10 protein-coding genes are annotated in these 12284 nt (G+C 74.5%); all 10 read left to right on the plus strand.

Annotated features, from left to right (window positions below):
• Positions 1-3 precede the first annotated feature (3 nt).
• The 10 genes from EXE57_RS13570 (at position 4) to EXE57_RS13610 (ending at position 12238) form a co-directional block, all read left to right on the plus strand.
• Entirely contained in the window at positions 4-1200 is a 1197-nt protein-coding gene (locus EXE57_RS13570) for an allantoate amidohydrolase (protein ID WP_135078343.1), read from the plus strand.
• A complete protein-coding gene (locus tag EXE57_RS13575) occupies positions 1197-2558 on the plus strand; it encodes a formimidoylglutamate deiminase (RefSeq protein WP_135078345.1) in 1362 nt (453 codons plus the stop codon). The genes EXE57_RS13570 and EXE57_RS13575 overlap by 4 nt, the downstream gene beginning before the upstream one ends.
• On the plus strand, positions 2555-3703 hold the full coding sequence (gene hutI, locus EXE57_RS13580) for an imidazolonepropionase (RefSeq protein ID WP_135078347.1): 1149 nt from the start codon (positions 2555-2557) through the stop codon (positions 3701-3703). The genes EXE57_RS13575 and hutI overlap by 4 nt, the downstream gene beginning before the upstream one ends.
• A 102-nt stretch (positions 3704-3805) precedes the next feature.
• Positions 3806-3961 (plus strand): hypothetical protein, encoded by a 156-nt coding sequence (locus EXE57_RS19805; protein WP_167305906.1) that lies wholly within the window; start codon positions 3806-3808, stop codon positions 3959-3961.
• A gap of 36 nt (positions 3962-3997) precedes the next feature.
• Positions 3998-6919 carry a helix-turn-helix transcriptional regulator gene (locus tag EXE57_RS13585; RefSeq protein WP_167305907.1) on the plus strand — a complete coding sequence of 974 codons (2922 nt, stop codon included), beginning with the start codon at positions 3998-4000 and terminating at the stop codon, positions 6917-6919.
• A 92-nt stretch (positions 6920-7011) separates the two neighbouring features.
• A complete protein-coding gene (locus EXE57_RS19980; RefSeq protein WP_208542852.1) occupies positions 7012-7299 on the plus strand; it encodes a hypothetical protein in 288 nt (95 codons plus the stop codon).
• 62 nt (positions 7300-7361) lie between these two features.
• The gene (locus tag EXE57_RS13595; RefSeq protein ID WP_244246832.1) at positions 7362-8426 is read left to right on the plus strand and encodes a cupin domain-containing protein; all 1065 of its coding nucleotides are present in this window, start codon (positions 7362-7364) and stop codon (positions 8424-8426) included.
• On the plus strand, positions 8423-9319 hold the full coding sequence (locus tag EXE57_RS13600) for a sucrase ferredoxin (protein ID WP_167305908.1): 897 nt from the start codon (positions 8423-8425) through the stop codon (positions 9317-9319). The genes EXE57_RS13595 and EXE57_RS13600 overlap by 4 nt, the downstream gene beginning before the upstream one ends.
• Positions 9320-9329: 10 nt before the next feature.
• The gene (locus tag EXE57_RS13605) at positions 9330-10790 is read left to right on the plus strand and encodes a S10 family peptidase (protein WP_135078355.1); all 1461 of its coding nucleotides are present in this window, start codon (positions 9330-9332) and stop codon (positions 10788-10790) included.
• A 47-nt stretch (positions 10791-10837) separates the two neighbouring features.
• Entirely contained in the window at positions 10838-12238 is a 1401-nt protein-coding gene (locus EXE57_RS13610) for a cytochrome P450 (protein ID WP_135078357.1), read from the plus strand.
• The last annotated feature ends 46 nt before the right edge of the window (positions 12239-12284 follow it).

Raw genomic sequence — 12284 nt, forward strand, 5'->3', positions numbered from 1 at the left:
CCCATGGGCTTCGAGGAGATGTGGCACGAGATCGCACCCGTCGGTCGCTCGGACTCCTCGGGGGGCTACTTCCGGCAGCCCTGGACCTCGGCGGAGGGCGAGCTGCGGGCGTGGTTCGCGGAAGCGGCGATCGCCCGCGGGCTGCGGCTGGAGACCGACCCGATCGGCAACCAGGTCGCCTGGTGGGACGCCGGCACCGGTCCCGGCGTGCTCACCGGCTCCCACCTCGACAGCGTCCTCGACGGCGGGGCGTACGACGGTCCGCTCGGCGTCGTGTCCGCGCTGGCCGCGGTCGACCTGCTCCGCGAGCGCGGGGTCGAGCCGGCGCGGCCGCTCGGCGTCTCGGTCTTCGTCGAGGAGGAGGGTTCGCGCTTCGGGCTCGCCTGCCTCGGCTCACGGCTGGCGACCGGCACCCTCGACTGGGCGCAGGCCCGCGAGCTGCGCGACCGCGACGGCGTCTTCCTCCCCGACGCGCTGGCCGCCTCGGGACTGGGGGAGGGCGGACGGTGGGCGGAGCTGGACGGGGTCGGCTGCTTCGTCGAGCTCCACGTCGAGCAGGGGCGCGACCTGGTCGACCGGGGCGCGGCGGTCGGGGTCGGGAGCGGGATCTGGCCGCACGGGCGCTACCGGTTCGACTTCACCGGCGAGGCGAACCACGCCGGGACGACGCGGATGGAGGACCGGCACGACCCGATGCTCAGCTATGCGATGACGGCACTCGCGGCCAACAAGCAGGCGCGGCTGGCCGGTCAGCGGGCGACCTTCGGACGGGTGGCGGTCGAGCCCAACGGCACCAACGCGGTGCCCTCGCGGGTGACCGCCTGGCTGGACGCGCGCGCCGAGTCCGAGGGCTCCTTGGAGGCGCTGGTCGAGGCGATCTCCGGCCAGGCCGGCGACCGCGCGAGCCGCGACGGCACCGCGCTCGTCGTCACCCCGGAGTCGGTGTCGGGCTCGGTCGGCTTCGACGCCGACCTGGCCTCGCGGATCGCCACCGACCACGCCGAGGGCGACTGGCCCGTGATCCCGACGGCTGCCGGCCACGACGCCGGGATCCTGGCGGCGGCCGGCGTACCGACCGCGATGCTGTTCGTCCGCAACCCCACCGGCGTCTCCCACTCCCCCGACGAGCACGCCGAGACCGCCGACTGCCTGGTCGGCGTCTCCGCGCTCGCCGACACCCTCGAGCGGCTGCTGTCGTGACGACCTCGTTCCTGCTCGAGCGGGCCTGGGTCGGCGGCGCGGTCCGGGACGACGTGCTGGTCGAGATCGTCGACGGGCGGTTCAGCCGGGTCGAACCCGGTGGGCGAGTCGGTCACCCGGCGGCCGATGCTTCCCCCTTCAGGCGTCGGTCTCCCCGCTCAGGCGGGGAGGCCGACACGCTCCCCGGCCTCACCCTCCCCGGCCTCGCCAACACGCACAGCCACGCCTTCCACCGCGCGCTGCGCGGACGGACGCAGCGGGAGCGGGGCACCTTCTGGACCTGGCGCGAGCAGATGTACGCCGTCGCGGAGCGGCTCGACCCGGACTCCTACCACCGGCTGGCCACGGCCGTCTTCCGCGAGATGGTGGCGGCCGGGATGACCAGCGTGGGGGAGTTCCACTACCTCCACCACCAGCCCGACGGGACGCCGTACGACGACCCGAACGCGATGTCCCACGCCCTCGTCGCTTCGGCACGCGAGGCCGGGATCCGGTTGACCCTGCTCGACACCTGCTACCTCTCCAGCGGGTTCGGCGAACCACCCGCAGGCGTGCAGCGGCGGTTCTCCGACGGCGACGCGGACCGCTGGCGGGAGCGCGTCGAGCGGCTGTCGGACGGCGACGATCTGAAGCACGGTGCGGCGATCCACTCGGTCCGCGCGGTCCCGCCCGAGGCGATGCCGACGGTCGTCGACGGGGCCCGTGGCAGGCCGCTGCACGCCCACGTCTCCGAGCAGGTCGCCGAGAACGCCGCCTGCGTGGCCGCCTACGCACGCACGCCGGTCGAGCTGCTCGCCGACCACGACGTGCTCGGCCCGCTCACGACGGCCGTGCACGCCACCCACCTCACCGACGACGACGTCCGGCTGCTTGCCGAGGCGCAGGCGTACGCCGGCTTCTGCCCGACCACCGAGCGCGACCTCGGCGACGGGATCGGTCCCGGCCGGCGGCTGCACGAGGCCGGGGTCCGACTGACCCTGGGCAGCGACAGCCACGCGGTGGTCGACCCGTTCGAGGAGCTGCGGGCGCTGGAGCTCGACGAGCGGCTGGCCAGGCAGCAGCGCGGCCACTGGACCGCCGGCGAGCTGCTCACCGCCGCGACGACGGACGGCCATCGCAGCCTCGGCTGGGACGACGCTGGCGAGATCGCGGTCGGTCGGCGCGCCGACCTGGTCACCCTCGACACCGCCAGCCCGCGCACGGCCGGCACCGGCGCCGACGAGCACACGGCCGTCTTCGCCGCCACCGCCGCCGACGTCACCCACGTGGTCGTCGAGGGCCGGGTCGTGGCCACCGCTGACGACCGGGACGACCTCGGTCGCGACCTCGACGACGCGATCAGGAGCGTGCACGCATGACCACCACCGTCATCACCGGCATCGGCGAGCTCACCACGCACGCCCCCGGCCACGACCGCCCGCTGACCGACGCCGCGGTCGTCGTGGAGGGCAGCCACATCGCGTGGGTCGGAGGCGCCGCCGAGGCGCCCGCGGCCGACCAGCAGGTCGACGCGGGAGGCCGCGCGGTCGTGCCGGGCTTCGTCGACAGCCACAGCCACCTGGTCTTCGCGGGCGACCGGGCGCCGGAGTTCGCGGCCCGCATGGCGGGCGAGTCCTACGCCGCCGGAGGAATCAGGACGACCGTCGCCGCGACCCGGGCCGCCTCCGACGAGCAGCTGACCAGCCACGTCGCGCGGCTCGTCGCCGAGATGCGCCGCCAGGGCACGACGACCCTCGAGATCAAGAGCGGCTACGGGCTGACCGTCCACGACGAGGCCCGCAGCCTGGCGGTCGCGCGGCAGTTCACCGAGGAGACGACGTACCTCGGAGCCCACGTGGTGCCCGCCGGCACCGACCCCGACACCTACGTCGACCTCGTCACCGGTCCGATGCTCGAGGCGGCCGCGCCGTACGCCCGCTGGATCGACGCGTTCTGCGAGGAGGGCGCCTTCGACGTCGACCAGGCGCGCACGGTCCTGGCCGCGGGCGAGGCCGCGGGACTGCGCGGGCGGCTCCACGCCAACCAGCTGACGTACGGCGGTGGTGTCCGGCTGGCCGCCGAGCTCGGGCTGACCGCGGTCGACCACTGCACCTACCTCGCCGACGACGACGTGGCCGCGCTGGCCGACAGCGGCACCGTCGCCACGCTGCTTCCCGGGGTGGAGTTCTCGACCCGCCAGCCCTACCCCGACGCCCGCCGGCTGCTCGCGGCCGGGGTCACGGTGGCGATCGCCAGCGACTGCAACCCCGGGTCCTGCTACACCAGCTCGGTGCCGTTCTGCCTGGCCCTGGCGGTCCGCGAGATGGGGATGACGCCCGCCGAGGCGCTCTGGGCGGCCACGGCCGGCGGTGCCCGGGCGCTCGGCCGCGACGACGTCGGGGTGATCGCCCCCGGCCGACGCGCCGACCTGGTGCTGCTCGACGCCCCGTCGTACGTCCACCTGGCCTACCGGCCGGGCGTCCCGCTGGTCGCCGGCGTCTGGCAGGCGGGCCGGCCCGGCTGAGGATCTGAGGTAGCCGTCGACCCCACCTAGGGCACCTGCCCGATGTGGGGGGCTACCTCAGAGGACGAGTCTCGACCTCACCACCACACGAGGAGCGAGACCATGTACGAGATCGACAACACCTACCTGGCCTACGAGCTGGCCTACCGCAACGAGCGGCTGACCGGCCGCGGCGGACCCGACGACCACCACCACGCGATCCGCAGCGGGCAGAACCCCCGCCGGCGTCGCATCCTGCGGCGCGGCACGGTCCGCTGACGCATGGTGTCGGCCGGCCACGACATGATGGCGGTCGTGGCGACCCACACCAGCACCCTCGTCGGCCGTGACGGCGAGCTCACCGAGCTGCTGTCCTGGCTCGGCGAGTCCCCGGACACCGACGGCAGCCGGCGCGCGGTCACGGGTGTGCTGCTCGCCGGTGACGCCGGGGTCGGCAAGACCAGGCTGCTGGGTGAGGCCCGCGAGCGGCTCGCCCTCGACGGCTGGCGCGTGGTCGTCGGCCACTGCCTCGACCTGGGCGACACCGCCCTTCCCTACCTCCCGTTCTCCGAGGTGCTGGGCCAGCTCGCTGCCGAGCAGCCCGACGCGGTGGCCGTGGTCGCCGGCCGCCATCCCGCGCTCGCGCGGCTCCAGCCCGGGCGCCGGGTGCTCGCCGCCGAGGGCTCCGAGGGTCCGGGCGTCGACCGCTCCGACCTCTTCGAGGCGGTCCGCGGGCTGCTCGAGGAGGCCGCCGGTGACGGGCTGCTGCTGGTCGTCGAGGACGCCCACTGGGCCGACCGCTCGACCCGCGACCTGCTGACCTTCCTGCTGACCCGACGGTTCGCCGGCCCGGTGGCGGTGGTGGTGAGCTACCGGGCCGACGACCTCCACCGGCGTCACCCGCTGCGCACCCAGGTGGCCGAGTGGGCCCGCCTTCCCGGCGTACGCCGGATGACGCTCGGGCCGCTCGCCGAGGACGCCGTACGCCTCCTGATCGCCGAGCTCGCCCCGCAGGGGCTCGGGACCGCCGAGACCCACGACATCGTCGACCGTGCCGAGGGCAACGCCTTCTTCGTCGAGGAGCTGACCAGCGCGGCCGCCGGTCCGGGCCGCTGGGTGCCGGCCGACCTGGCCGACGTGCTGCTGGTGCGCCTCGACCGGCTCGACGACCACGCGCGGCAGGTGGTCCGCACCGCGAGCGTCGCCGGCCGCAAGGTCTCCCACGAGCTGCTCGCCGCCGTCTCCGGGCTCGAGGGTCCTGCCCTCGACGAGGGGTTGCGGCAGGCCGTGGAGATGAACGTCCTCGTGCCCGACGGCGACCGCTACGCCTTCCGCCACGCGCTGCTCGGGGAGGCCGTCTACGACGACCTGCTGCCGGGTGAGCGGGTGGGGCTGCACGACCGCTTCGCGGCTGCGCTCAGCGGCACCGCGGTGGCGGGGACGGCCGCGGAGCTGGCCCGTCACGCGCGGCTCGCCCACGATCTCGAGACCGCGCTGCTGGCCAGCATCCGGGCCGGCCACGACGCGGTCGCCGTCGGTGGGCCGGACGAGGCGGTGCACCACTTCGAGCAGGCCCTCGCCCTGGTCGCCGACCCGCGTCGCCGCGGCGACACCGCCGTCGACAGGGCGGCCCTCGTCGTCGCCCTCGCGGAGGCGCTGACCTCCTCGGGCCGTCCCCACAAGGCGGTCGCCCTGCTCACCGAGGAGCTCGCCCGGCTCCCCGCCGACGCCCCCGATGCGTGGCGGTCGCGGATGCTCTCCGCCCGCGGCTACCTCCTCCTCATCACCGAGTCCGAGGAGGAGCCCAGCGACCTGACCGCCGAGGCCGTCCGGCTCGCGCCCGAGGGCGACAACGCGGTCCGTGCCCGGGCCCTCGCCACCCATGCACGGGTGCTGGTCGGCTACCACCGCTTCGAGGAGGCCGAGGAGGTCGGCCTCGAGGGGCTGACCATGGCCGAGCGGCTGCAGCTCACCGACCTCGCCTCCGACCTCGTGCTGACCCTCACCCAGGCGCGCCAGACCGGTCCCCGGGCGGGGCTCCGGGAGGCACTCGGCGAGGCGGTCGACGCCGCCCGGCGGTCCGGGTCCGTCACTGCCGAGCTGCGTGGCCACTACCTGCTCGGGCGGTCCTTCCAGGACCACGGGGAGTGGGACCAGGCCGAGACCGCCTACCGGCGGGCCATCGACCGGGCCGTCGAGGCAGGCCTGCCCTATGCGCCGTTCGCCTTCGAGTCCCGGTGGTTCCTCGCCTTCCAGCTCGTCGTGCGCGGCGAGTGGGACGCCGCGCTCGACCTGGTCGCGGCGGCGGGCGACCCGCCGCCCATCGGGCGCGACATGCTGGCGGTCTTCCCCCTGCAGGTCGAGCTCGCCCGCGGCCTCGACGTCGGCGACCGGCTGCCGTCCCTGCGCCGGCACTGGGCCGACGAGGGCCTGATCGTCATCCACTCCAGTGCGCTCGAGATGCGCGTGGCCGGCCGGCGGGGCGACGCGGAGGGTGTCCTCACCTCCTACGACGACGCGGTGGCGATCCTGTCGCGGCTCTGGCACCCGTGGTTCGGCGCGCGGATCCGGCTGGCCGCGGTCGCCCTCGACGCCCTCGCCGAGCTCGCTCCCGAGGCGACCGGGGAGCGGCGTACGTGGTTGCTGGCCACCGCCGACCGGCTGCACGCCGACGGCCACGTGGTGCTCGACCGTTCCCAGGGCCAGGCGTCGTTCTGGGGCCCCGAGGGCCAGGCGTGGGCCGAGCGGCTGGACGCCGAGCACCTGCGGCTGCGCTGGCTCGCCGGTGACCCGCCATCGCTGGCCGACCTGCTCGGGGCGTGGCGCCGGACGGAGGCGCTGACCGAGGCCTTCGGCGACGTCCACGAGCTCGCGCGGGTCCGGGCGGTGCTGGCCGGGGTGCTGCGCGCGACCGGCGACGTCGCCGCCGCCCGCGAGGTCGCGGCGGCCGTGCGTGAGACCGCCCTGGCCCTGGGGGCCACGCCGCTGCTCGAGCAGCTCGGCGACCTCGGTGAGGCTCGCGAACGGCACGGCCCGGGGAGCGTGGTGCTGACCCCGCGCGAGCAGGAGATCCTGGCGCTCGTCGCCGCCGGCCGCACCAACGGTGAGATCGGCAAGCAGCTGTTCATCAGCACCAAGACGGTGTCGGTGCACGTCTCCAACATCCTGGGCAAGCTCGGCGCCGCGAGCCGGACCGAGGCGGCGGCGATCGCGCGCCGCGACGGCCTGCTTGGCTGACTTCACCCCTCGGTGGGTGTCCTCGCCCATGCCCGGCTCGGTAGGTTCGGGCCAGGGGGCGGAACGGCCGCCCGGACAGTGGAGGAGACCCGATGTCGAACAGCCCCGAGGAACCCCTCAGCGACGAGGACATGACCACCGGCGCCACCCCGCAGGCTTCCTCGACCCCGTCCGACGCCGACGCCGACGCGGCGGACGCCGACGGCACCGACGGCGACAGCACGGACGCCACCGACGGTGACGCGGACGGCACCGACGGCGACGCCGACGGCACCGACGGCGACTCGACCGACGCGACCGACGGTGACGCGGACGGGACCGACGGTGACGCCGACGGGACCGACGGTGACGCCGACGGCACGGACGGTGCCGGACACTGAACGCGCTCGACCTCCTCAGCGGTGACGCCCAGACCTTCCTGTCGAAGGTCTGGGCGACCCGCGTGCACCTCCACCAGACCGAGCCCTCGCGGTTGACCGGCCTGCTCTCGCTCGACGACGTCGACCACCTGCTGACCGAGACCGCGATCCGCACGCCCTCCGTACGCCTGGCGCGGGACGGGTCGGTGCTGCCCGAGTCGCGCTACACCCGCCGCGGGGCCTCGCTCGCCGGGGCCCCGCTGACCGGCCTGGTCGACGCGCGGCGGCTGCTGGCGGAGGTCGACGACGGCGCGACCGCCGTGCTCCAGGGGCTGCACCGCTCCTGGCCGCCGCTGCGCGACCTCGTCGCCCAGCTCGAGCTGGACCTCGGCCACCCCTGCCAGGCCAACGCCTACCTCACCCCGCCGGGCTCGCAGGGCTTCGCCGTGCACTCCGACACCCACGACGTCTTCGTCTTCCAGACCCACGGGCAGAAGCGCTGGGAGATCCACACCGAGGGTCGCGTCGACGACGTGCTGCTCGAGCCCGGGCTCTCGATGTACCTGCCGACCGGCACGCCCCATGCGGCGCGCGCCGAGGAGTCCGCGTCCCTGCACGTCACCATCGGGATCAACCAGGTGACCTGGCGCCGCGTCCTCGAGCGGACGCTCCTCGACGTCGTGGCCGCCGTGCCCGACGACCACCTCCCGGCCGGCTACCTCGACCACCCCGAGCGTCTCGTCGCCGGGCTGCGGGAGCGGCTCGACGAGGTCGCCGAGGCCGTACGCCGGCTCGACGCCGCCGAGGTCGTCGACCAGCGCGTCGAGCGGTTCCTGTCCTCGCGCGGCACCCGGCTACCCGGCGGCCTGCGCGACCTGCTCGCCGTCAGCGACCTCGACGACGACACGGTGCTGCGCCGGCGGGCCGGCCACCCCTGCGTCCTCGTCGACACCGATTCGGGGCTGCGGGTGCTGCTGGGCGACCGCACCCTCGACGTCCCCGCCCGGCTTCGCCCCGCTCTGGAGCTGGTCCGCGAGCGCGAGACCCTCGCGCCGGCCGACCTCGCCGACCACCTCGACCCGGAGAGCAGGCTGGTGCTGTGCCGGCGCCTGGTGCGCGAGGGCCTGCTGACCGTGGTGACCGGGTGAGCGAGCCGTTCCGCTGCGCCGCCGCCGGGCTCCTGCGCGGCGACGAGCTCGCCGGGACGGCCTCCACGGTGCGCGCGTTCCTGCTCGTCGAGAACCCCGGCCCGTGGGGCGTCGACGCGGTCCGGGACAACCGGTTGCCCGAGGACGTCAAGCGCCCGCTCGCGGCCGCCGCCCGTGCTGCCGGCGTCCGGCTCAACCTGGTCCGCCGTCACCGGAAGCCGGCGCCCCGTACGGGCTTCCGGGTGTTCGCCGCCTGGGCCGACGGCGCCGAGCCGTGGCTCGAGACCGCCGTGCTCGACGCGCCCTCGGACCTGCTCGACCTCGACCTCGCGGCGCTCGGGGAGGGTCGGTCGCCGGGACTCGAGCCGACCGACGAGAGCCTCCTCTGCGTCTGCACCCACGGCCGCCACGACGCCTGCTGCGCGGAGCTCGGGCGCCCGGTGGCGGCGGCCCTCGCGGCGGCGCACCCGGAGCAGGCCTGGGAGATCTCCCACATCGGGGGCGACCGCTTCGCCGGGAACGCCCTCTTCCTGCCCCACGGCCTGTACTACGGCAGGCTCGACGCGGTCACGGCGGTGGCGGTGGCCGGCGACCACCTCGTGGGCCACGTCGACCTCGACCACCTCCGTGGCCGGTCCGGCTGGCCGATGCCGGTGCAGGCGGCGGAGGTCGCGCTCCGCCGACAGCTCGGCGAGACCCGCGTCGACGCCGTCCGCCTGGTCTCGCAGCGCCGGGACGGCGACACGCGCCACGTCGTGCTCGCCGTCGGCGGCGTCGCGTGGGAGGTCGCCGTACGGACCCGTCCCGGCGCCGATCAGCACCGGCTCACCTGCCGGGCCGGGCGCGAGAACCCCGTCCCGCAGCACGAGGTGCTCCACGTCAGGCGCGGTTAGTCTCGGCGTCATGAGCGAGAAGCCCCGCGAGGGTGCCCCCACCGAGGAGAAGCCCGAGCCGGCGGACGCGCTCGTCGAGACCCGGCACAGCCTCGCCACGCCCGACGGCGAGCTCCGCTACACCGCGCGCACCGGACGCGTGGTGCTGCGCGAGGAGGCCTTCGAGGACGACGTCTTCACCGGGTGGAAGGCGCGCGCCGAGATGTCGGTGACCGCGTACACCCTCGACGGGGTCGACGTCACCGCGCGGCCGATCTCGTTCGTGTTCAACGGCGGTCCCGGGTCGTCGTCGATCTGGCTGCACCTCGGGCTGCTCGGACCCCGCCGCGTCGACATGGGTGATGCCGGGTCGCTCGCGCCGCCGCCGTACGGCCTGGTCGACAACGCGGAGACCCTGCTGCGCGACTCCGACCTGGTCTTCATCGACCCGATGTCCACCGGTCACACCCGGGCCGTCGAGGGCGGCAAGGCCAAGGAGTTCCACGGGTTCGGCAAGGACGTCGAGCAGGTCGCCGAGCTGATCCGGTTGTGGTGCACCCGCGAGGACCGCTGGATGTCGCCGAAGTACCTCATCGGCGAGTCCTACGGCACGATCCGCGCCGTCGCGGTCGCCGAGCGGCTGTGGAGCACCCACATGATGGCGCTCAACGGGCTGGTGCTGGTCTCCAGCGTGCTCGACTTCGGCTCCCAGGACTTCAGCTACCACCGCGCCGACGAGGCCTGCCAGAACTTCCTGCCCACGTACGCCGCCATCGCCCACTACCACGGTCGTCACGAGGGGCGCTCCCTCGACGACGTCGTCGAGGAGGCCAACCGGTTCGCCGGCGACCGCTACCGCTGGGCGCTCGGCCGCGGCTCGCGGCTGACCCGGGAGGAGCGGCAGGAGGTCGTGGCGACCGTCGCTCGGCTCGCCGGCATCTCCGAGGAGTACGTCGACCGCAGCGAGCTCCGCGTCGAGCACGTCCGGTTCTGCACCGAGCTGCTCCGCGACGAGGGCCTCGTGGTGGGCAGGATCGACGGTCGGTTCACCGGGCCGATCCACTCCCGCGTCGCCGAGATGTGGGACGCCGACCCGTCCATCGACGCGATCGTCGGGCCGTACGCCGCGGCCCTGCACCACTACCTCCGCGCCGAGCTGGAGAGCGACCTCGACCTGCCCTACGAGGTCTTCGCCAACCAGATCAAGGAGTGGTCCTACAAGGAGTTCGAGGGCCGGCCGGTCAACGTCTCGGACAAGCTGGAGCGGCTGATGCGCGCCAACCCGCACCTGCGGGTCCGGGTCGAGTACGGCTACTACGACCTCGCGACGCCGTTCGGGGCCGCGGAGGACATGGTCGCCCACCTGCGACTGACGCCCGAGCAACGCGAGCGGATCGAGCACGACTGGTTCGAGACCGGCCACATGCCCTACCTCCACGAGGAGTCCCGGGTCCGCGAGGCCGACGGCATCGCCGCGTTCGTCCGCGCCTGAGCCGCCGAGGGGGTGACCTCGCGATCACATACTCGTAGTATGCCCAGATGGCGACCCTCGAGGACGACGTCACCCGGCTGACCGAGGAGCGGTTCGCGAAGATGCGTCCCTTCGGCGGGAACGCGCCGCACCCGATCGGCACCGCGGGACTGCCACCCGGGCCGCGGTGGCCGCTGATCCTGCAGAGCATCGGCCTGCTGCGCTTCCGGCACCGGTTCGTCCCCTGGCTGCACCGGCGCTACGGCGACGTCTTCACCGTCCGGATCCTCCCCAAGGGGCGGCCGCTGGTGCTCTTCACGCGGCCCGAGCACGCCAAGGAGATCTTCGCCGGCGACCCCGAGGTGTTCCACGCGGGCAAGGGCAACGCGATCCTCGGCCCGATCATGGGCGAGCACTCGCTGCTGCTCCAGGACGCGGGCGAGCACAAGCGGGCCCGCAGGCTGCTGATGCCGGCGTTCAACGGCCACGCCCTGCGCGGGTACGAGGACCTGGTCACCGACGTGGCGCGCGCGGAGGTCGCGACCTGGCGCGACGGCGAGGACTTCCGCTCCCTGGAGCGGATGAACGCGCTGACGCTGGAGGTGATCCTGCGCGTCGTTTTCGGCGTCACCGACGTGCAGCGCCTCGCCGCGCTGCGACCGCGTGTCAACGCCACGGTCGACGTGGGACCGAGCGTGCTCCTGGGCTGGGGCTACCCCTGGCTGCAGCGCTTCGGCCGCTGGCGGGCGACGGTCGAGAACGCCTACGCGCTCGACCGGCTGATGTACGCCGAGATCCGTGAGCGTCGCGACGCCCCCGACCTCGAGCACCGCACCGACGTGCTGTCCCGGCTGATCCTGACCGACGAGGAGGGCGACCGGCTCACCGACGAGGAGCTCCGCGACCAGCTGGTGACGCTGCTGCTCGCCGGTCACGAGACGACCGCCAGCGCGCTGGCGTGGACGCTCCACGAGGTCGGTCGCGACCCGGCGCAGCGCGAGCGCGCCCGGGCCGCCGCCCGCGACGGGGACGACGACTGGCTCGAGGCGCTGCTCAAGGAGTCGATGCGGCTCCACCCGGTCATCCCGATGGTGGTGCGCACGCTGATGCGGCCGGCGACGGTCGGCGGCCTCGACCTCCCCGCCGGCGTGACGGTCGGACCGTCGATCCTCATCGCCCACAGCCGGCCCGACAACCACCCCGAGCCGGAGGCCTTCCGGCCCGAGCGCTTCCTCGGGCAGAACCCCGCCACCAACACCTGGATCCCCTTCGGGGGCGGCGTCCGGCGCTGCATCGGCGCGGGGTTCTCGTTGATGGAGGGGGTGGCGGTGCTCCGCGAGGTGTTCTCCGCGTACGACGTGGAGTCGGTCGGCGCCGACGAACCGCTGGTCCGCAACATCACGAGCGTGCCGCGGCGGGGTGCGCGGGTGCGGGTGTCGCGTCGCGGCGGCGTCGGATTCCCCGCCTGAGCGGGGAAACCGACGCCTGGAGGGGGAAGCATCCCCCTCCAACCGA

It is taken from the genome of Nocardioides euryhalodurans (genome assembly GCF_004564375.1).
Classification (GTDB): Bacteria; Actinomycetota; Actinomycetes; order Propionibacteriales; family Nocardioidaceae; genus Nocardioides; species Nocardioides euryhalodurans.